The organism is Blastomonas sp. RAC04 (assembly GCF_001713435.1).
GTDB classification, from domain to species: domain Bacteria; phylum Pseudomonadota; class Alphaproteobacteria; order Sphingomonadales; family Sphingomonadaceae; genus Blastomonas; species Blastomonas fulva.
The window spans coordinates 635492-655829 of record NZ_CP016460.1 but is presented as its reverse complement, the minus strand read 5'-3'; the positions used below and the strand labels follow the sequence as shown (position 1 = coordinate 655829).

Annotated in this window: 15 protein-coding genes; 7 read left to right on the top strand and 8 right to left on the bottom strand. The window is 64.8% G+C overall.

Annotated features, from left to right (window positions below; genetic code table 11):
* The first annotated feature begins 6 nt into the window (after positions 1-6).
* Entirely contained in the window at positions 7-1182 is a 1176-nt protein-coding gene (locus BSY18_RS04185) for an acyl-CoA dehydrogenase (protein WP_054133097.1), read from the top strand.
* An 18-nt stretch (positions 1183-1200) separates the two neighbouring features.
* Here the strand turns inward: BSY18_RS04185 and BSY18_RS04180 are convergent, their stop codons facing one another.
* Complete coding sequence (locus BSY18_RS04180; RefSeq protein ID WP_216094714.1) at positions 1201-2523, bottom strand: M24 family metallopeptidase; 1323 nt, start codon at positions 2521-2523, stop codon at positions 1201-1203.
* Positions 2524-2902: 379 nt separating this feature from the next.
* Here BSY18_RS04180 and BSY18_RS04175 point away from each other — a divergent pair, with 379 nt between their 5' ends.
* A complete protein-coding gene (locus BSY18_RS04175; protein ID WP_069049753.1) occupies positions 2903-3424 on the top strand; it encodes a MarR family winged helix-turn-helix transcriptional regulator in 522 nt (173 codons plus the stop codon).
* A gap of 9 nt (positions 3425-3433) precedes the next feature.
* Here BSY18_RS04175 and BSY18_RS04170 read toward each other — a convergent pair whose 3' ends face one another.
* A complete protein-coding gene (locus BSY18_RS04170; protein ID WP_171900170.1) occupies positions 3434-4837 on the bottom strand; it encodes an amidohydrolase family protein in 1404 nt (467 codons plus the stop codon).
* 104 nt (positions 4838-4941) lie between these two features.
* On the opposite strand from BSY18_RS04170, the gene BSY18_RS04165 reads away from it, so the two are divergent.
* The 4 genes from BSY18_RS04165 to BSY18_RS04150 all read left to right on the top strand — a co-directional run bounded on the left by BSY18_RS04165 (position 4942) and on the right by BSY18_RS04150 (position 11196).
* Positions 4942-6780, top strand: a complete 1839-nt coding sequence (locus tag BSY18_RS04165; protein WP_069049751.1) for a tetratricopeptide repeat protein — start codon at positions 4942-4944, stop codon at positions 6778-6780.
* A gap of 73 nt (positions 6781-6853) precedes the next feature.
* A complete protein-coding gene (locus tag BSY18_RS04160) occupies positions 6854-7633 on the top strand; it encodes a cyclase family protein (RefSeq protein WP_069049750.1) in 780 nt (259 codons plus the stop codon).
* Positions 7634-7639: 6 nt separating this feature from the next.
* A complete protein-coding gene (locus tag BSY18_RS04155; protein ID WP_069049749.1) occupies positions 7640-9763 on the top strand; it encodes an indolepyruvate ferredoxin oxidoreductase subunit alpha in 2124 nt (707 codons plus the stop codon).
* Positions 9763-11196: an indolepyruvate oxidoreductase subunit beta family protein gene (locus BSY18_RS04150; RefSeq protein WP_069049748.1), complete on the top strand. Its 1434-nt coding sequence runs from the start codon at positions 9763-9765 to the stop codon at positions 11194-11196. Before BSY18_RS04155 ends, BSY18_RS04150 begins: the two co-directional genes overlap by 1 nt.
* A 3-nt stretch (positions 11197-11199) precedes the next feature.
* On the opposite strand, the gene BSY18_RS04145 is transcribed toward BSY18_RS04150, so the two are convergent.
* The gene (locus BSY18_RS04145; protein WP_069049747.1) at positions 11200-12948 is read right to left on the bottom strand and encodes a DUF885 domain-containing protein; all 1749 of its coding nucleotides are present in this window, start codon (positions 12946-12948) and stop codon (positions 11200-11202) included.
* A gap of 89 nt (positions 12949-13037) precedes the next feature.
* Here BSY18_RS04145 and BSY18_RS04140 point away from each other — a divergent pair, with 89 nt between their 5' ends.
* Positions 13038-13517: a MarR family winged helix-turn-helix transcriptional regulator gene (locus tag BSY18_RS04140; RefSeq protein ID WP_054133105.1), complete on the top strand. Its 480-nt coding sequence runs from the start codon at positions 13038-13040 to the stop codon at positions 13515-13517.
* A gap of 11 nt (positions 13518-13528) precedes the next feature.
* Here the strand turns inward: BSY18_RS04140 and BSY18_RS04135 are convergent, their stop codons facing one another.
* From BSY18_RS04135 to BSY18_RS04115, 5 genes are all read right to left on the bottom strand, one after another.
* Positions 13529-14830, bottom strand: coding sequence for an NAD(P)/FAD-dependent oxidoreductase (locus tag BSY18_RS04135; RefSeq protein ID WP_069049746.1), 1302 nt, complete (start codon positions 14828-14830; stop codon positions 13529-13531).
* A gap of 143 nt (positions 14831-14973) precedes the next feature.
* Positions 14974-15873 carry a bile acid:sodium symporter family protein gene (locus tag BSY18_RS04130; protein WP_069049745.1) on the bottom strand — a complete coding sequence of 300 codons (900 nt, stop codon included), beginning with the start codon at positions 15871-15873 and terminating at the stop codon, positions 14974-14976.
* A gap of 12 nt (positions 15874-15885) precedes the next feature.
* A complete protein-coding gene (locus BSY18_RS04125; protein WP_054133108.1) occupies positions 15886-16365 on the bottom strand; it encodes a DUF3830 family protein in 480 nt (159 codons plus the stop codon).
* 8 nt (positions 16366-16373) lie between these two features.
* Positions 16374-18023 (bottom strand): DUF885 family protein, encoded by a 1650-nt coding sequence (locus tag BSY18_RS20920; RefSeq protein ID WP_069049744.1) that lies wholly within the window; start codon positions 18021-18023, stop codon positions 16374-16376.
* Between the two features lie 25 nt (positions 18024-18048).
* A complete protein-coding gene (locus tag BSY18_RS04115; protein ID WP_171900169.1) occupies positions 18049-20283 on the bottom strand; it encodes a S9 family peptidase in 2235 nt (744 codons plus the stop codon).
* Between the last annotated feature and the right edge of the window lie 55 nt (positions 20284-20338).

Genomic DNA, 20338 nt, shown 5'->3' with positions numbered 1-20338 from the left:
TGTATCATGCAGAGTTTTGATTGGGCCGACCCGTTCCTGCTCGACGCGCAGCTCGACGAGGACGAGCGGATGATCCGCGATTCGGCGCAGGCCTATGCCCAGGACCGCCTCGCGCCGCGCGCGATCGATGCCTTTGCCCAGGAAACCACGGACCCTGAAATCTTCCGCGAAATGGGCGCGCTCGGCCTGCTCGGCCCGACCATTCCCGAGGTCTATGGCGGGGTCGGCGCGTCCTATGTCGCTTATGGCCTGGTCGCACGCGAGGTCGAGCGAGTCGATTCGGGCTATCGTTCGATGATGAGCGTTCAGTCGAGCCTGGTGATGTACCCGATCTATGCGTTCGGCTCGGAAGAGCAGAAGATGCGCTATCTCCCCCGGCTGGCGAGCGGCGAATATATCGGCTGCTTCGGCCTGACCGAGCCCGATGCGGGCTCCGACCCCGGCGGAATGCGCACCCGCGCTACCAAGATCGATGGCGGCTATCGCATCAGCGGCGCCAAGACCTGGATTTCCAATGCGCCGCTGGCCGATGTCTTCGTCGTGTGGGCCAAGTCGGACGCGCACAATGGCGCGATCCGCGGTTTCGTGCTCGAAAAGGGGATGGACGGCCTGTCCGCTCCCAAGATCGAGGGCAAGCTCAGCCTGCGCACCTCGATCACCGGGATGATCCTGATGGATGAGGTCGAGGTGCCTGATTCCGCGCTGCTGCCCCATGTCGAGGGTCTCAAGGGACCGTTCTCGTGCCTCAATCGCGCACGCTACGGCATCAGCTGGGGCGCGATCGGCGCGGCAGAATTCTGCTTCCACACCGCGCGGCAATATGGTCTCGACCGGCACCAGTTCGGGCGCCCGCTGGCGGCCACCCAGCTGTTCCAGAACAAGCTCGCCAACATGGAAACCGATATCGCGCTCGCGCTGCAGGCATCCTTGCGCGTGGGCCGGTTGATGGATTCAGACCAGTTTGCGCCCGAGATGATCTCGATCGTCAAGCGCAACAATGTCGACAAGGCGCTGGGAATCGCGCGGATGGCGCGCGACATGCTGGGCGGCAACGGCATCAGCGGCGAATATCAGGTGATGCGCCACGCGATGAATCTGGAGACGGTGAACACCTATGAGGGCACTTACGACGTCCACGCGCTGATCCTCGGCCGCGCGATCACGGGCATTCCTGCCTTCTGATCGCGCGGGCCGTCGCGGCTATTTGACCAGCAGGATACGGCTGTTGGCGGGATAGGCCCATTCCAGCCCGCGTTCGGTCACCACGCCATTATCCTCGAGCGGGATCTTGATCTTTCGCGTCCCCCATTCGGGCACCGGGGTGTAGAGGAACAGCTCGATCGACAGGAAATTGCTGGGCTGAAGAGTATAGGTCATGCGCAGCGGGTTGAAGTCCGCCATCGATGGCCCCGAACCATGCCCGAGATCGCCGACCGAATGGCTGCCGATGACGACATCGGACACCTTGGGATCGGCAACAGGGTCATCATAGCGGCCGAGTGCCAGCCCCGGCGTCTGCGCAACCCGGCTGTTCACCGCGGCGAGCGCATCGCCCGCGGTGATCCCCGGCTTGATCACATCGAGGATCATCCGCCGGATCTCGAGCGCCTTGTCAAACGCGCGCTGCACTCCGGGTGGCGGCGCGTTCTCGCCCGCCTTCAGCACATAGGCCATGCGCTTCATGTCGGTATAGGCGGTAAGGAAGTTCACCCCCCAATCCATCGTGATGAGGTCGCCACGCTGGATCACATGATCGCCCGACACCGGGCCGCGCGGACCGGGGCCCAGAATGTAGATACTGGGAATACCGAAGCTGTTGCCCAGCCCTTCGTTGTGCAGCTGCTCCATCATCCACCAGGCGACATCGCCGGTGGTCGTCTTGCCCGGGGTGATGACCTCGCTCGACAGCGCGCGCTCGGCAATCGTGCGCGAATATTCGCCCGCGCGGGCAAAAGCCGCGATCTCGGTGGCGCTGTGGCGCGAGCGGAAATCGGAGACGAGCTTTTCGGCGGACACCAGTCGCGCCGACAGATCGGGGCCCAGCGTCTCGCGTAGCCTTTCGTGCAGCGAATGACTCAGGCCATCGGCGGTGCCGATCTCGCTGGCGATGTTGATGCCGATGCGCCTGGGGTTTCGCTGCGCAACATAGGCCTTGAGTTCGGCAGGCGATTTCCTGACATCGTACAGCGGGCACTGATCGAAAGCGGCGCCGCCAACCCCCATCGCCGCGCGTTCGATGCGCCCCCCGCCGGGGTCGGTGAAGACATAATAGCCTATATCGCCGACATAGCCGCCGCCCAGAAGCGCGGCGTTGGGGTCGTCATGCCCCTCGCGCGAGGCGACGATCCACATGTCGATACCGTTCTCGCGCATCGCTTGCGGCAGGATCAGGTCGAGCTTGTCCTTGCGAATCTGGCACATCTGCTCCCAGCGCTGCCGCGCTTCCTGCGCGATGGCGGTGGTGGTGCTTGCCAGAACCAAAGATGCCGCCGCCAGCATCCGCAACCCGATACGATCCTTCATCCTGAACCACTCCTTGTTCACGCATCGCCCTGCCCTGCAGGTTGCGCAGCAGACAATCGCGCAATACATCCAACTTCACACGATTTTTGTCAATTTGATTGCGTGGAGCATGACTACGGCGGGCCGATAAGACCGGCGCGTTCCCCGCCGTCACGGCATTGTCGTACCGGCTTTCATCTGCTCCAGCCCAACCGAACCGCTTGACTGGCTGGCCCGGGACGGTAGCGGGCTCGCACACAATCAATCGCCGCATCTGTCCATTTTCAATCGTTCGAAAGCGATAACTCAGTGCAAATACATATGTATTCGGCTAATTCGGCTGACATGAACGGTGCACAGCGATGGAACCGCTTGATCAGTTGGGGCTTTTGAGAAACACATGAACGCAAGGTCGAAGACAGCATCGACACAGAAGGAAGGGGAGAACGTGGAAGATCGCGGTGACTATGACCCGAGCAGTCCGACATTCCGCCTGGAAAACTCGCCATTTTACCTGATGGCGCATGCCGATTTCAAATATCACGAAGACATGGACAAGGTGCTGCACAAGCACGGTGTTTCCAAACCGATCTATCGTGTGATGACGGTGCTGCGCGAACATCAGCCGGCGAGTATTGGAACGATTGCCGAGGCGGCGCTGACCAAGCGCTCCACGATCAGCCGGATCATCGACCGGATGATCGAGCAGGGGCTGGTCTCGACCGAATCCAATCCGGAAGACAACCGCATCACAGAGGTAACGCTGACCCCTTCGGGACAGCAGACGCTGCGCAAGCTGACGCCGATCGTCGGACGCCAGTTCTCGCGCGCGATGGTCGGAATCAGCAACCGCGATATCTCGCACCTGCTGCGCACGCTGAAGAAGATCAGCGACAATCTCAGCAAGCTGCCGATCGAATAGCCTCAGCGCTCAGCGCGGCGGCTGTTCGACCACCAGCCTGCCGTCCGCGAGCACATAACGCACATCGCGCAGATTGCCGAGCGAGGCCAGCGGGTTGGCGCCGAGCACCAGGATGTCGGCGATCTTCCCGGGCTCGATCGTCCCGAGCTTGTCGCCCATCCGCATGATCTGCGCGCCGACCCGGGTAGCCGACGCCAGCACATCGGCGTTGCTCATCCCGGCCTGGCTCAGATAATCGAGCTCGCGAAAATAGGCATCGGGATAGCGGGTGTCATTCTCGAACGGGATGTCGGTGCCCACGCCGATCGGCACTCCGGCGCGGTAGGCCTGCGCCACCTTGCCCAGATGCTCCTGCTGGTCGATCACGAAGCGGCGCGAATGCGTGTGATAGAACCCGCCGGTGGGTATGCCTGCGGTCGGATAGCCGCCGGTCAGCAGGTTGTCGAAGGCACCGATCGTCGGCACGAACGCGGTGCCGTGCTTCTTCATCAGCGCAACCGCCTGATCGCTCATCGCCAGCGGATGTTCGAGCGTGTCGACCCCGGCCTCGATCGCCCAGTCGGTATACTGGCCATAGCTGTCGATTGCCACGGGGACACCCAGCGAATGGGCCTCCTCGATCGCGGCCACGATCTCCTCCCGGTCGGCAGGCGCGCCCAGCTTGACCCAATCGGCCAGCCCGCGAACCTGGCGGCGGACTGCGGTGCGCCACTCCCAGGGGCCGTTGAACCCCTTGCTCGGACCACCCATTGCGGGCTTCTGCCGTCCCGTCGCGGTCGAGGTCACTTCGTCGCCATGCCCTCCGGTGGTGGCGATGATGCTGCCGCTCCACAGCACCCGCGGCCCGCGGATGATGCCGCGATCGACTGCCTCCTTGATGCGCAGCGCGACATCGTCGACCGTCCCGACATCGCGCGCGGCGGTGATCCCGGCTCCGATCAGCTGCTCGGCCAGCGCCACGCCGCGAATCGCCGCGCCCGCAGGGCTGTCCGAATATTTGCCGAAATCGTGGCAGCGCTGCTGGGTGAAGTGGATGTGCAGGTCGATCAGGCCGGGCATGATGAAAAGCCCGGTCGCATCGATGATCCGCGCGGCCCCCACAGGCACCGAGACCGATCCGGCCGGGCCGGCAGCGATGATCCGATCGCCTTGCGTCACCACCACCGCGTTGGGGACTGGCGCACCGCCACGCCCGTCGATCAGCGTGCCGCCGGTCATCACGACGATCGGCTCGTTGCTGCGATCCACCGGCGGGATCGGCAGGCGCCGCGCGTCATCGGTGGTCTCGGGGATCGGCGCAGGCGCGGCAAGGCCGGGCGAAGGCACCACCGCCACCGACAGCATCAGGCCGAGCGCGACGCTCCGTGCCCTGCGCACGAGCCGCACCGGACGACGACGGGAAATTCTGGCCATGGCAACCTCCGAGGGAAATGTGAAAATACACATGAATTAAAGCGCGATTGGCTTGACGATACAAGCTGGATTTGCTTCCTTGCGTCATTAAGGCCGTCAGGCAGATGCTGGCGGTAGCGGGAGCCGAGGTGGAACTGGCACGACCACAGCCAAGTCTGGAAGCGGCGCTGAACCAGGCGATGGGACTGGCGCGGTCGGGGCAGCTCGATCAGGCGGAAGCTGTTCTTGACCGTATCCTCACCGCGGCGCCAGGCCAGCCGGACGCGCTTCAGCTCAAGGGTATGGTCGCGCGCCAGCGCGGCGACCAGCAGGCCGCAGCCGATTGTTTTCGTCGCTCGCTTGCGGTCCAGCCAAATCAGCCGCACGTGCTCAACAATCTGGGAAACAGCCTGACCGCGCTGGGTGAGCACCCGGAAGCGGTGCGCGCCTATCAGCAGGCGATCTCGCTCAAGCCCGATTACGCCGACGCCCGGATCAACTTGGCACTGGCGCAGATTGCATCGGATGACCCGCATCAGGCGGTCACGACCCTCGAACCACTGGTGCGCGCGCAACCGGTGAACGCCCGCGCATGGGCGGTGCTGGGTCAGGCCTACAGCGCGCTTGATGATTACACTCACGCGATCAAGGCCTATCGCACCGCCTTGCAGCAGCACCCTGACCATGCGCCATGGCTGCACAATCTGGCAGTGGCTCTGCGGCTGGCGGGGCGCGCGCAAGAGGCGCTGCCGCTGCTGCAGACCTGCGCAGACAGGTCCCCGGGCGAAGCACGGATCCACTACAATCTGGGGCATTGCCTGCAGGATCTGGGGCGGATTGAAGAGGCAGCCGCCGCCTATCGCCGCGCGCTTGCCCTCACGCCCACCGACGCAGCGGTCCATGATTCGCTCAGCCGCCTGCTGTGGCAGCAGGGCGATACGCTCGGCCACCTCTGCAGCTATCGCAAGGCGCTGGCGGCTGCTCCGGATGACCCCGCGCTGCTCGCCGGCCTTGCCAACCGGCTGACCTTGTCGGGTCGCCACGACGAGGCCGCTGCCTTGCTCGCGGGGCCTGCGGCGCGCGGCATCGGCGGGGCGGACCTGCATTATCGGCATGGCCAGGCGTGCTGGTCTGCAGGGAATGCCGACCAGGCGTTTGCGGCCTTCGACGCGGCGTTGGCGATCGATCCCGGCCATGCGCCCAGCCTGCGCGAATCCGCGCGATGCCTGATCATCGCCGACCGGCTGGCACCCGCGGCCGACCGGCTGGCGCAGCGCCTCGATGATGATCCGTTCGACCAGCAGGCGCTTGCGCTGCAGGGGCTTTCCTGGCGGCTGACTGGTGACCCAAGGGCCGCATGGCTGATCGATCCCGCGCTGATCGGCGCGATACGGCTCATCCCCCCATCGGGCGATGGCGCCGCATTCAACCGCGATCTCGACCGGGCGCTGGACGCGCTGCACACCAGCCGCCAGCATCCGCTCGAACAGACCCTGCGCGGCGGCACCCAGACCACCGACGATCTGTTCAGCCGCGATCTACCCGAACTGCTGGCGGTACGCGCGATGATCGAGGCCGCGATCGCTCGCCATGTCGCCGCGCTGCCCGACGACCCTTCGCACCCGTTCCTGGCGCGCAAGTCTGAAGCATTCAGGTTTTCCGGGTCATGGTCGGTCCGGCTGGCAAGCGGCGGCCATCACACCAACCATATCCACCCGGAAGGCTGGATCAGCGCGGTCTATTATGTCGCGGTGCCCGATGCTGTCGGCGATGGGCAAAGCGGCTGTCTGAAGTTCGGCGAGACCGGGCTGCAGCTGGGCGCGCGCGAGCAGATGCTGCACAGCATCCGCCCCGAGCCGGGCCTGCTGGTGCTGTTTCCATCCTATCTCTACCACGGAACCGTTCCGTTTGCCGATACCGCTCACCGCACCACCATCGCCTTCGATGTCGTTCCGGTGCGCTGAAGCACGCTACGAATAATACTTGCGTATGCAAGTTTATAAGTTACCATCCAAATCCGGGAACAAGGGGATCAGCATGTCACACGCCATTCTTGAGCAGCTCGCAACCGCCGTCGCTTCGGGCACCATCCGCACCGTCGACCTCACCCAGACGCTGTCACCCGATACTCCCACTTTGGTGCTTCCCCCCGAGTTCGGCCAGTGCGCCGCGTTCAGCCAGGAAGAGATCTCGCGCTATGACGAGCGCGGCGTCGCCTGGTACTGGAACAACTTCACCGTCAGCGAGCACACCGGCACGCACTTCGATGCGCCGGTGCACTGGATCACTGGCAGGGACCGCGCCAACAACTCGGTCGATACCGTGCCGCCCGCCGATTTCATCGCGCCTGCCGTGGTGATCGACATATCGCAGCAGTGCGCCGCCGACCCTGATTACCTGCTCACCGTCGCCGATATCGCGGCGTGGGAAGCCGAGCATGGCCGCATTCCTCCGCGCAGCTGGATCATGCTGCGCACCGACTGGTCCAAGCGCGATGTCGATGCCTATACCAACCGCAGCGAAGATGGCGCGCACACGCCGGGGCCGTCGGCAGAAGCGGTGAAATTCCTGGTCGATGAGCGCGATGCGCATGGCCTAGGGGTCGAAACCATCGGTACCGATGCCGGCCAGGCGCATCTGCTAGAACCCGCCTACCCCGCGCACACCTTGTTCCATGCCGCAGGACGCTATGGCCTGCAGTGCCTCGAGAACCTCGACCAGCTGCCGCCGACCGGCGCGGTGATCTTCTCCGCACCGCTCAAGATAAAGGGCGGCTCGGGCAGTCCGCTGCGCGTCCTCGCGCTCGTCGGCGAGTGACGCTGCATGGCCGAACGCTCCTTCAAGGCTGAAGTCGAACGACTCAAGGTCGGCGATGGCGAAGTCTTCGAAGGCGAAGGCATCCTGGCGGTCACCAAGGCGCTGCTGCAATCGGGCGTCGCCTATGTCGGCGGCTATCAGGGCTCGCCGATCAGCCATCTGATGGATGTGTTCGCCGATGCGAGCGAGCTGATGGCGGGGCTCGGCGTGCATTTCGAAAGCTCGGCAAGCGAGGCGACAGCGGCCGCGATGCTGGCGGCTTCGGTCAACTATCCGTTGCGCGGCGCGGTCGCATGGAAATCGGTTGTAGGCACCAATGTCGCCTCCGATGCTCTGTCGAACGTTGCCTCGGGCGGGGTCACCGGCGGCGCGCTGATCATCGTGGGCGAGGATTATGGCGAGGGCTCCTCGATCATGCAGGAGCGCACGCATGCCTTCGCGATGAAGTCGCAAATGTGGCTGATCGATCCGCGACCCAGCCTACCGGTGCTGGTCGACATGGTCGAACAGGGATTTGCGCTGTCCGAAGCCTCGAACACGCCCGTCATGCTCGAGCTGAGGGTGCGCGCGTGCCACATGACCGGCAGCTTTGTCGCGCGCGACAACCGACGTCCGCCGCTTACGGTGGCGCAAGCAGCGCAGTCGCCCAACCGCGACACCAGCCGGATCGTGCTGCCCCCCGCCAATTTTCTGCACGAGGTCGAGAAGATCGAAAAGCGTTGGCCGGCAGGGATAAAGTATGTCCAGGATCACCGGCTTAACGAGCATTTCGGGACCGAGCAGGACGATATCGGCATCATCGTGCAGGGCGGGCTGTTCAACTCGCTCAACCGCGCGCTCGAGCTGATCGGGCTGTCGGATGCCTATGGCAACGCCAAGTTGCCGGTATATGTGCTGAACGTCACCTATCCGCTGATCCCCGACGAGGTGCAAGCGTTCTGCGCCGGCAAGCGCGCGGTGCTGATCGTCGAGGAAGGCCAGCCCGAATTCATTGAGCATGAGCTCAACACGCTTGTCCGCCGCGCGAACCTCGACACGCGGATCGCGGGCAAAGACATGCTGCCGCGCTCGGGCGAGTACACCGCCGATGTGATCAGACAGGGCGTCGCGAAGTTCCTGCGCGCGCATGCGCCGGAGCGGGCGCCGGTGGAGGTTGCCGCCGAGGCCCCCGCCCTGCCCCCGACCGCGGTTCCGCAACGCCCCGCAGGCTTTTGCACCGGCTGTCCCGAACGCCCGATCTTCTCCGCGATGAAGCTGGTGCAGAAGGATATCGGCGAACTGCACGTCTCGGCCGATATCGGCTGCCACCTGTTCTCGATCCTTCCGCCGTTTCACATCGGCAACACGACGATGGGCTATGGCCTTGGCACCGCAGGCGCTTCGGCGTTCAAGCCCGAGGGCAAGCGCGCGGTAGCGATCATGGGCGATGGCGGATTCTGGCACAATGGCCTGACGTCAGGCATCGGCAATGCGGTGTTCAACCAGGACGACAACCTGACGATCATCGTCGACAACGGTTACTCCGCTGCGACCGGCGGGCAGGACATCCTCTCGTCCAAGGCCAAGACCCCGCAGCGCAGCACCAACAACCCGATCGAGAAGGCGGTGCGGGGCGTCGGCATCACCTGGGCGAAGACCCGGACGCGGACCTATGACGTCGCCGGCATGCGCGATGCGATCCGCGATGCGCTGACGTCGCCCGAAAAAGGCCCCAAGGTGCTGGTCGCGCAGTCCGAATGCCAGCTCAACCGCCAGCGCCGGATCAAGCCGCAGATCGCCAAAGCGATCAAGTCGGGCCAGCGCGTGGTGCGCGAACGCTTCGGCGTCGATCCCGACACCTGCACCGGCGATCACAGCTGCATCCGCCTGTCGGGCTGCCCCTCGCTCACCATCCGCGCCAACCCCGATCCGCTGCGCCAGGACCCTGTCGCGCATGTCGAGAACAGTTGCGTCGGCTGCGGGGTCTGCGGCGAGGTCAGCCATGCCGCGGTGCTCTGCCCGTCCTTCTACAAGGCCGAGGTGATCTCCAACCCCAACCGTGCCGATCGGATCCGCCAGCGCCTGCGTGGCTGGGTGATCGGTGCGCTGCAGCGCCGCTCGGCGCGCCAGATCGCTGCAAGGGCCTTTTGATGAGCACCTCCGGACGCATCTCGATCGCCATTCTCGGCCTTGGCGGCCAGGGCGGCGGCGTGCTCGCCGACTGGATCGTCCAGCTCGGCGCCAACAAGGGATATGTGACGCAGGGCACCTCGGTCCCCGGCGTCGCGCAGCGCACGGGTGCCACGGTCTATTATGTCGAGATGATCCCCAGAGGCGGCCCGGCAACACCGCTGCTGGCGCTGATGCCGGTGCCGGGCGATGTCGACATCGTGGTCGCGTCCGAGCTGATGGAGGCCGGGCGCGCGATCCTGCGCGGGTTCGTCACCGATTCCACCGTGCTGATCGGATCGACCCACCGCGTCTACGCGATCGACGAGAAGTCCGCGATGGGCGATGGCCGGGCAAGTGGCGAGAAGATCATCCAGGCGGCGCAAACACGCGCGGGGCGCTATATCGGCTTCGACATGGACGACGCTGCCGAGCGCGCGGGCAGCGTGATCAGTTCGGTGATGTTCGGCGCCTTGTGCGCCAGCGGCGCCCTGCCCTTTGCTCGCGACGCATTCGAAGCCGCGATCGTCTCGGGCGGCAAGGCGGTGGATGCCAATCTGCGCGGTTTTGCTGCAGGCTTTGCTGCAGCATTGAGCAACCCCGAAGCCGAGATCGAGGCGCAGCATATCCCCGCTGCGTCGAGCGCTGCGGGCCGCGAACTGCAGTCCCGCATCCATGCTCGGCTGCCGCATGAAGCGCATTATTTCGCAATTGAGGGTGTTCGCCGTCTGATGGACTATCAGGATACGGCGTATGCTGACCTCTATCTCACCAGGCTGGAAAGCCTGGCCGGCAACGCGGATCTGATCGCTGAGGCAGCCCGCCATCTTGCCCTGTGGATGTTGTACGAGGATACGATCCGCGTTGCCGACCTCAAGATACGCGATACCCGTTTCGAGCGGGTGCGCGCGGACGTGAAGGCCGCGGACGATCAGATCGTCCAGCTGACCGAATACATGCACCCGCGCCTCGAAGAGGTCTGCGAGACGCTGCCCGCCGGGCTTGGCCGCCGCATCCTGGCGCGCCCCAGGCTGTCAGCGCTGCTCGGGCGGTTCTTCACCAAGGGGCGGCATGTCGAGACGACCAGCCTGCGCTGGTTCCTGACTTTGTCCATCCTTGCTTCCGGACGGCGCTGGCGGCGCAGCACGCTGCGCTACCAGACCGAACAGGCGCGTATCGACGCGTGGCTCGACCTCGTCCGGAGGGCCGAACCCGATGCCGCGCTCGAGCTGGTCAAATGCCAGCGGCTGATCAAGGGCTATGGCGACACCTTCGAGCGCGGGCTGCACAATTTCACCCAGATCGTCGAACGCCATCGCGCAGGCGGCCTCACCGCGTCCGGGATCGCCCGGCTGCGCGAGGCGGCACTGGCCGATGAAAAGGGCGATGTGCTGCAGGCCGCGCTCGCCGGCTGACGATCAGCGCGGCGATTGCTGCTGCGCGATCCAGCCGTCGACCTTCTGCTCGAGCAAAGTCATCGGCAGCTGCCCCTGCGCCAGGATCAGATCGTGAAAGGCGCGGATATCGAACCGATCGCCCAGCGCCTGCTCGGCGCGGCGGCGCAGTTCGATGATCTTGAGTTCACCCACCTTGTACGCCACTGCCCCTGCTGGCGCGCCGATATAGCGCGCAAGCTCGGTGTCGATGTTGATGTCGGCAAGCGCGGTGTTTTCCTCGAAGCACTTGCGCGCGCGGGCAAAGTCCCAGCCCATCACATGGATGCCGGTATCCACCACCATCCGGCAGGCGCGCCACATCTCGGTCGAAAGGCTCCCGAAGCGCTCGTACGCATCGCGATACACCCCCATTTCGTGCCCCAGCCGCTCGGCATACAGCGCCCAGCCCTCGCGAAAGGCCAGCAGGTCGCGCGCTCGGCGGAACGAAGGAAGGTCCGGGTTCTCGCTGTTGAGCGCACCGTGCGTATGATGCCCCGGGGCGGCTTCGTGCAGGCTGAGCGCGGGCACTTCGTAAAGCGGACGCTGGTCGAGATGCGAGGTGTTGACGACGAAGGTCCCGGCAAAGCCCTTGGCGAAGTCCCCGCCCCCGCCGCCGCGCGCGGTGGTATAACCCTCCTCCAGATCGCGCGGGACCGGGACGATGGTGAAGGGCTGGCGCGGCAGCACCGAGAAATAGCGCGGCAGCACGCCGTCGATCCGCTTGGAGGCCGCAGCGTATTTCTCGATCAGCCCCTCGCGGCTGGTGGCATAGAATTGCGGATCGGTGCGCAGGAAGTGCAGCCACTCGGCAAAGCTGCCCGCAAAGCCGGTCGATGCGATCACCGTGTCCATCTCGCCGCGGATGCGTTGCACTTCAGACAGGCCAAGCGCGTGGATCTGCTCGGCGGAAAGATCGGTGGTGGTGTAATAGCGCAGAAGAAAGTTGTAATAGGCCCTGCCCCCGGGCACCGCAGCAACGCCCAGATCGGCGCGCGCCTTCGAGCGATAGGTGCGGTCGATATAATCGAGCATCGCGCGCTGGGCGGGGCGGATCTCGCGCTCGATCACACTGTACGCCTGTGCCATTGCATCGGGGTACGCCTTGAGCGGCACGAGCATCGGGTCTTCGGCCACCGGCACCGCAATCTGGTTCCGCAGCACCGCTGCCGCGACGTCGACCACCACCGCAGGATGCGTCCAGCCGGTCGCGACGCCGCGCTCGAGATTGGCGCGCTGCTGGTCGAAATAGCCGGAAATTCCCCGCATCCGCTCCACCCAGGCCAGCGCCTCGGCCTCGGTGCGCAGATCGAGCGAACGCGCCAGCGAATAGGGCGTGTTGTAGAAGCCCTCGTGCGCGACAAAGGCAAAGCGCCGCTCATCGAAATCGATACCCTCGATCCGCCAGCCGATCAGCTCGCGCAGATAATCGCGGTTGAGCCGGTCTTCGCCGTTCAGTGCCGTCTGATCGAGCGCATCGAGCGCAGCGGCGATCTGCACAAGGCCTGCGCGGCGCGATGCCATCTCGGCCGGGGTCTCATCGGGCCAGCCGCTGCGCGAGCGCGACGGATCGGACCGGCCCGCCTCCATCGGATACTCGGCCGAGAAACGCTCATAGTCGGCGACGAGATCGGGAAAGGTCGGCGGCGTGGCGGCTGCGAGCAGCAATGCTGCGCCGGCCAGTGCCAGTGATCGCACCGGGCGGCCGAGATAGCCTGCAAATTGTCCTGTCATCACGCGACGCCTTTCGTTGAAGATACGGCCGGGGCGATGCTCACCCGCTGGCGGATTGAACTGCCGCGATTTTCGGCTAAACCGCGCTGATGGACGCCTTCATGTCGGGAAACCCCGGCGATTCCGCATTCCGGGTGAAAAGATACCCGTTCTATCTGCTCAACCGACTGGTGAGCCGGTACAACAGCATCATCGACCAGCGGCTGCGCGCGATCGGCCTCGATATTCCGAGCTGGCGCGTGCTGATGATTCTGGGCGAACGCTCGCCGCGCGGCGCACGCGAGATTGCCGAAGCTGCAGTGATCAACCTCTCGACTATGACCCGCATCATCCAGCGCATGTCCGCCGCCGGGCTTGTGACAACCGCGGCCAGCCAGGACGATGCCCGCGTCACGCTGGTGGCGCTGGCGCCATTGGGCGAAAGCCAGCTCGCTCAGGCGCGCCAGGCGACCGCGCCGGTCTATGCCCATCTGATCGAAGGGCTCGACCCGCAGGACTTCGAAAAGCTGATCGTGCTGCTGGACAGTCTTCACGACAACCTCGAACCGCTTGCGCCCAAGGCCGGGTAGGACCGCACCGCTCAATTGGTCAGATACGCCAGCGACATCAGGAACCGCGGCAGCAGCGAGGCCCCGGCGTGGAACCGCACGGGCACGGGCGCGCGTGGCTGCACCGACAGCGCGTCGCGGTCCCCCGTCGCCAGCATCGTCGCCAATTCCGACCCGATCACGGTGTTGGTCGCAATCCCTCGTCCGTTGCAGGCCTGGATGGCGATGGCGTTGTCACCCAGATCGTAGATTTCGGGCAGGAACGAGGTGTTCACCCAGGCAAGGCCATGCCAGAGGAAATCGATCTGCGGCTCGGGCATCACCTTGAAATGCTGCTTCAGCCGCCGCCGCGCCTCGCGGTAACAGGCCCGATCGCCATTGACCATGAACGACATCGGAAAAGCCGAGATCAGATGGCCCAGGCCATCGAGCCGCGCGGTGAACAGATAGGGTAACTTGTCCGTGAACGCCCCGCCCCGGGGCAGGATCGCCTGACGCTGGGCGGGATCGAGCGGCATCGACGCGAACTGGAAGACGTTCAGCGGCAGCGAGGTGCGCTGCATCGCCGGATGAAGCGCAGCGTTGCCGCCATTGGCAGCGAGCACCAGCCGCTGCGCCCGCACGGTCCCGATCGGGGTGCGGCACAGCCAGTAGCCGTCCTTGCGTTCGAGCCGCGTGACCGGGCTGTTGCCGAACAGCCGCGCACCGCTGCGCTGAGCCGCCCGCGCAAGGCCGCGTACGAACGCCAGAGGGTTAAGCCCGCCGCCCTCTTCGAAGCGCAGCGCTCCACAATAACGATCGGCGCCGAACAGGGCACGCGCCTGCACGCCCTCGACAAAGCTGACCTTATGTCCGCGCGCCTGCCACTGCCGCGAGTAGTCGCGCTGCTGAGCGGCCAGCGCATCGGTGTGCGAGGGCGTGTAAAAGCCATCCTGCCGCGCATCGCACTCTATTTCGTGGCGGCGGATGAGGTCGAACACGTGCTGGCCCGATCCGCCGATCATCCGCGTCAGCCGCTCGCCTGCTGCTTCCCCCAGCACCGCCTGGATGCTGTCGGGGGTATGGCGGATGTAATCGGGCGCAACGATGCCGCCGCTCTGGCCGGTTGCGCCGTCGCCGAACTGTCCTGCCTCGACCAGCGCGACATCGACGCGCTTTTCCGCAAGGTGCAGCGCGGTGGTGACACCGGCAATGCCGCCGCCGATCACCAGCACGTCGACTTCATGCGCGCCCGAAAGACTCTCGACCTTGGGTGCCGGCCCTGCATTGACCGCCCACACAGGACTGGTCAGGCCGGGCTGACGATCGCGGCGCGATATCGCTTGGTGCTGCATTACCGGTGCGCCAGCAATTCGGCAGGGGTGGCGGTGGACGCGCGAAGGAGAGGGATTCCTCCCGCAATATCCACCGAAGAAGACAAGGTCATGTTGGCGACTATCCTGTTCGCCCGAACGCGGGCGGTGAAAACTTGATGGGATCAGATGGTGGCAGGCTCGCCCTGCGCTTGTCGTCCCGTCCGCCGCGCAACCGCGACGAAGAGCATGACGACGCACAAGGCGACAGGTGTGTTCATGATCATCGGCAGCGACATCTCGTTGTTGCCGACAATCGAGACGGCGATGAAGATCGCTGTCCCCTCCTGCCGCATCAGATGTTCGATGCCGATCGCCACATTCTCGCGACGAGTGAAGCCCGCGAAGCGCACGATGGTCATCACCACCGCCACCATCACCACGTTGAGCGCGACGGTAATCCAGAACAGCGCGCCCAGATTCTGCCGCAGCACCGGTACCTGATCGTACAGGATCACGCCGAACGAACTGAACAGCACGATGGTGGCGATGTTCTTGAGATAGCGTTTGAACCAGATCGCAAAGTCGGGCTTCAAAGCGCGCACTGCAAAGCCGATGGCTGCCGGCAGCACGGTGATCGAGAAGATGTCCCAGAAGAACGAGGCCAGCGGCACGTTGACGTCCGCCTCAAGCCCCATGAAGTGCAGCAGCGCGAAGTGCGCGTAGAACGGCACGACGAAGATGTAGATCATGCTGAGGATCAGCGTCATCGACATCGACAGTGCAAGGTCACCCTTGGCCATGTCGGTGAACAGGTTGGAGAGCATTCCGCCCGGTGTGGTCGCCAACAGCACGAAGCCCACCGCCAGCGCCGCGGTAGGCGCTACGGTCAGCGCCAGCGTGATGCCGATCGCGGGCGGCACGATCAGCATCGAGCACACCCCGAAAATCAGCGCGCGCCGGTTGCGGAATACCTGGCGGAAATCGTCCGCGGTCAGCGACAGCCCCATCGAGGCCATGATCGCGATCAGCGATCCCGGCAGCAGCCAGTTGCCCAGCAACCCCATCAGATCAGCATAGGTCATGCGGTCAGGTCCTCAGGCGGTTTCGAGCGACAGCGTGCAGGCGCCGTTGCGCCGGATGGTGCGGCAATCGGCCTGCGCCTTGGCCAGATCCTCATCCAGGATGCGTGCGCAGACATTGGCCTGGATCCAGCCGAACGGCATCAGCAGGCGCCCTCCGCTGCCATAGAACAGGCCAATGTCGTAGAAGTCACCGGGCGGCAGCCCCTTTGTGCTGCCCGCTGCCAGATAGGCGAGCACGATGTCGCCGCTGTCCGGATAGGATGTCGCATTCTCGGCAGGGATCGCCGGCTGAGCCATGCCTTCAGGCAGCGTGCTGGCAGGCATCGGTACCGAAATCTCGGGCCCCGTCCAGATCGCGTGGATCGCGTCGAAACCTGCCTTGCGTTCGGCAAGGTCCCACAGAAATGCTGCGGAGACGGGCGCAGCATCGTCGAGCAGACGACAGCGTGCGGAGAGCCCGGATTGCGGCTCGACCAGTTTGATGATGCGCATTTCGTCCCCTATTGTCCTGCCACCGTTGCCAGATATTCTTCCTTCTGGAGCGCGATGGGAACGTTGCCATTGAGCCAGAGATAGTCGTGGAAGCGGCGCAGATCGAAAGCCTTGCCTTCGCGCACGCGCGCTTCGGCAAGAAACTCCGCGGTCTGGATCTTGCCGATCTGATAGCTGATCGCCTGTCCCGGCGAGGCGGCGAAGAACACCGCCTCTTCGTGCGCGGTCTCGCGGTCCATCGGCACCATCGCCTGAAGATAGTCGGCCGCCTGATCGATGGTGAAGGCGCCCGTCGCAAGCTTGACGTCGACCTCGACCCGCAGCGCGCGCAGCCGGGCGAAGTTGTAGATCACCTCGCGCGACTTGGGCGCATCGGCCCACAGCCCGGCCTGCAGCATCATCTCTTCGGCATAGAAGCCCGTGCCTTCATTGGCGCCGCTGTCGTAATAATGGCGGCGCAGCGGATTGGGGTGCTTCCAGCTCAAAGTCAGCTGGAAGAAGTGCCCAGGAACGCCTTCATGCACGATGATCGGCCGCGGATCGCGCGTGATCGAAAGGTTGAAATAGCCGAGGTTCGGCGAAGGCTCGGGCAGATACACCGTGGCGTTCTGCCCGACGCGGGTCCGGTCGGTGAGATCGAAGGTGCGGCCCAGCCAGCCGATCGGCGCGAGATAGGCGGGGAACGGCAGCGCGTTGTAATGCCCCGCCCACTCCGGCACCGTCAGCAAATTCTTGTCGCGCAGGAACGTGCGCACATCGCGCTCGTCCGATGCCAGCCGCGATGTCACGGCATCTATCGAAGCCCCGATCGGCAGATCGGCAACGCCCGTATTGCGGTTGCGCTCGAGCTCTTCGAACAGCACCGAGCGCGTCCATTCCTGCCGCCCCATCAGCGCAAGCTGATCGGCGGTGTACGGGTAGAGCGCAACCTGGCTGAGGAAATACTGATAGCTCTCGGCGCCGACCGCGGTCTCAGCCGGCAACGCGCCGCGGCGGCTTTCGAGATAGCGGCCGAACGCGGCAAACGCCTTGACCGACCGTTCGACTGCAGCGTTTAGCCGCTTGCGCTGCGCTGCATCGGCATGCGGTTCGAGCCCGCGCTCCATCTGGCGCAGGCTGTCGGGCACGATGGCGATCTGGCCGAGCGCGGCATCGACAAAGGGTCCGCGCATGTCATCGAGATTGGCCTGGCCTGCCGCGAGCACGGCTGGAGCATTGTTCAGCAGACGGATGACCTGCTCGACCCGCGCGCTCTCGACTGGCGGTGGCGGCAGCAGCACCTCGAACACCGGGGTCAGCGCCTGTGCGACATAGAAATGCGGCTGGCGGCGCCATGCCGCGACGTGATCGAGCTCCCAATTCACCCGGGCAAGCGCCGATCCCATCAGGCGATAATCGACCCTTTCGCTGACCGTCTGCGGCGTGCCGGCCAGGCTCTTCCACCTCGCCTCGAACGCGGCGAGCGTCTTGCGCTGTTCGGCCACCGCAGCAGCCGACCAGTCGGGTGTCCACTTGGCTGGCCGGACGATACGCGGGATGTCGTCGCTGGTCGCGGGCTGGGTGGCCGCGCGCCATGTCCAGAAATCGGCCCCCAGCTGCTGCACCTCGGCCTGGGCATGGGCACACGGCGCCGCTGCCAGCGTTGCTGCGCCCACCATTGCGAGAATGGCCCTCCTCAACATCCTATTTCCTGTTCTTGACGTTGCGGTCAAAGAACTCGGCCATCTTCTTGAAGGCAAAGCGCGCCTGACGCAGATTGTCGCTGGCCCAGGCATGGTTGCCGCCCGGAAGGGTCACCAGTTCGAACATCTGCTCGCGGTCGATCATCCCCTCGGCAAGTGCAATCGTATCCGAATAGAGCACCACCGGATCGCGCGTGCCATGGATGATCATCAGCGGATCCTCGATTCCCTTGGCCTGGTACAAGGCGGACTGCGCCTCGTACCGCGCGGGCATGTCGGGGCCTTCGTGCGGGCCCATGATCCACATCTGCGCAGGGTAAGCATGCCACACATTGGTCGCAGGCGCACCAGCGATGCCCGCGGCATAGACGCCGGGCTTCTTGGACAGCGACATGATCGTCATCAGCCCGCCATAGCTCGAACCCCACAGCCCGACGCGCCTGGGATCGGCATAGCCCTTCTCGACCAGAAAGCGCACGCCGCTCTCCAGATCGTTGATGTCGGTCTCACCATAGCTGTGAAGCTGGGTCTGGTTGTGATCGCGGCCCTGTCCCCAGGACCCGCGCACGTTGACGTTGAGGACGATATAGCCCTGCGCGACGAAATACTGGTCCAGCCCCCAGGTCGGATGCGCACGCCTGCCGCCCCACTGGTTGCGCACCGCGTCAGAATAGACCGAGCCGACGATCACCGGATATTTCCTGGCCGGGTCGTAATTGGCCGGAAGGCTCAGCCGCGCGACGAGGTTCATTCCATCGACATGGCTGGGGAATTCGACATAGCCGATATTGGCCCAGGTCTGCTTGTAGAAGCCCGGTTGCGGCGACTTGGTGACCTGCGCAACCTTGGCGGGCTTTGCCGTGTCGATCAGATACAGCTCGGCCGGTGTCGCGTCGTTGCTGTACCAGTCGGCGATATGGCGGAAATCGGGCGAATAGACCGGCTCGTGCGTTCCCGCCGCCTGTCCGCTGACCTGCTGCACCGCGCCGCCTGCCACTGGCACGCGATAGATCTGGCGGTCTGAGAGATAGGATTTGTTGGCGATGAAATAGATCTGGCCGCGCGCCTGATCGACGTCGAACTCGGCGATTTCCCATTCGCCGCTGGTGATCTGGCGGGGCTTCTCGCCCGCTGCGCGCTGGTGATAGAGGTGCAGCCAGCCATCCCGATCGGTGAGGATGATCAGGCCGTCATCGCCCGGCGCCCACGCCACCTGCCAGTCGGGGCGCAGATGCTTGGGCTCGCGCAGCTGGTAGAACGTCTCGCGCGCACCCGAGGCGACGTCATAGACGTAGATCGTGTGCTCCTTGGCCTGCATGTCCGATCCGCTGACGAACATCCGCTTGCCGTCGCTGGACAGGCCGAAGCCCCAGATATGGTGCTTGGGGTCGGGCCGCTCGAACATCTGCGTCTTGCCCGATGCCAGGTCGACGAGGCCGACGCTGGCCTTGCTGGTTTCCTCGCCAGGAAAGGCGCGGATCACGCGGTTGTTCTGCAATCCGCCCTTGGCGTAATAATAGATATCGCGCTCGGGCATCGCGCTGTCGTCGGACTGCTGAAAGGCGATCGCCTTGCCGTCCGCCGACCAGTGATAGTCGTCGATATAGATCTTGGGATCGTCGTTGCCGGCGACGCGCGTTGCAGCCTTGTCGGCGGTGGCCGCGACATCACGCACCCACAGCACGCCGCCCAGTGTCACGCGGTTGCGGCTGTCGGCGGTGTTGCCCGCGATGAACGCCAGGCGGCGGCCATCGGGAGAGACGATCAGCTTGCGGATCGCCTGCTTGTGGGTTTCAACCTTGGTGATCGCGCCATCGGCGGAAACGATATGCAGCGCCCCACCCATGGTGAAAGCAACGCGGCCATTGCCCAGCGCAACCGCCTGCGCGATGCCCTTCTGTTCGGCCTCGGGCTTGCTGTCACGGCCCAGAAACGTCAGCCGGACCTTCTTTCCGGTCCTGGGCGAATAGGACCAGACATCGCGGAAGCTCGCACCTTCGTCATTCCACAGAAACAGCACCGTGCTGCCGTCGCGCGACCAGCTATAGCCTTCGGGCGAGGTGCCGATCAGGCTCTTGGGCTGGTAGAGATCGTCGATCGACAGCGATGTTCCGGCGACATCCGCGCCGCCATGGATGGGAGCGTGCGGCCAGGGCCGGTCCTGTGCCATCACCAGCGACGACACGCACAGTGCGGCCACGGCAGTGGCCAACCGAAACACACCTGATCCTGTCATGAAACCAACCCCAGCCTGGCTTGTCATTCTCTGCGACCCGCTGGCCGCGGCAGCA

What these genes read in the sequence shown, in the direction of transcription:
- BSY18_RS04185 (WP_054133097.1), top strand. Translation starts at nt 7, where the DNA reads ATGCAGAGTTTTGATTGGGCCGACCCGTTCCTGCTCGACGCGCAGCTC.
- BSY18_RS04180 (WP_216094714.1), bottom strand. Translation starts at nt 2,523, where the DNA reads ATGAAGGATCGTATCGGGTTGCGGATGCTGGCGGCGGCATCTTTGGTT.
- BSY18_RS04175 (WP_069049753.1), top strand. Translation starts at nt 2,903, where the DNA reads ATGAACGCAAGGTCGAAGACAGCATCGACACAGAAGGAAGGGGAGAAC.
- BSY18_RS04170 (WP_171900170.1), bottom strand. Translation starts at nt 4,837, where the DNA reads ATGGCCAGAATTTCCCGTCGTCGTCCGGTGCGGCTCGTGCGCAGGGCA.
- BSY18_RS04165 (WP_069049751.1), top strand. Translation starts at nt 4,942, where the DNA reads ATGCTGGCGGTAGCGGGAGCCGAGGTGGAACTGGCACGACCACAGCCA.
- BSY18_RS04160 (WP_069049750.1), top strand. Translation starts at nt 6,854, where the DNA reads ATGTCACACGCCATTCTTGAGCAGCTCGCAACCGCCGTCGCTTCGGGC.
- BSY18_RS04155 (WP_069049749.1), top strand. Translation starts at nt 7,640, where the DNA reads ATGGCCGAACGCTCCTTCAAGGCTGAAGTCGAACGACTCAAGGTCGGC.
- BSY18_RS04150 (WP_069049748.1), top strand. Translation starts at nt 9,763, where the DNA reads ATGAGCACCTCCGGACGCATCTCGATCGCCATTCTCGGCCTTGGCGGC.
- BSY18_RS04145 (WP_069049747.1), bottom strand. Translation starts at nt 12,948, where the DNA reads ATGACAGGACAATTTGCAGGCTATCTCGGCCGCCCGGTGCGATCACTG.
- BSY18_RS04140 (WP_054133105.1), top strand. Translation starts at nt 13,038, where the DNA reads ATGGACGCCTTCATGTCGGGAAACCCCGGCGATTCCGCATTCCGGGTG.
- BSY18_RS04135 (WP_069049746.1), bottom strand. Translation starts at nt 14,830, where the DNA reads ATGCAGCACCAAGCGATATCGCGCCGCGATCGTCAGCCCGGCCTGACC.
- BSY18_RS04130 (WP_069049745.1), bottom strand. Translation starts at nt 15,873, where the DNA reads ATGACCTATGCTGATCTGATGGGGTTGCTGGGCAACTGGCTGCTGCCG.
- BSY18_RS04125 (WP_054133108.1), bottom strand. Translation starts at nt 16,365, where the DNA reads ATGCGCATCATCAAACTGGTCGAGCCGCAATCCGGGCTCTCCGCACGC.
- BSY18_RS20920 (WP_069049744.1), bottom strand. Translation starts at nt 18,023, where the DNA reads ATGGTGGGCGCAGCAACGCTGGCAGCGGCGCCGTGTGCCCATGCCCAG.
- BSY18_RS04115 (WP_171900169.1), bottom strand. Translation starts at nt 20,283, where the DNA reads ATGACAGGATCAGGTGTGTTTCGGTTGGCCACTGCCGTGGCCGCACTG.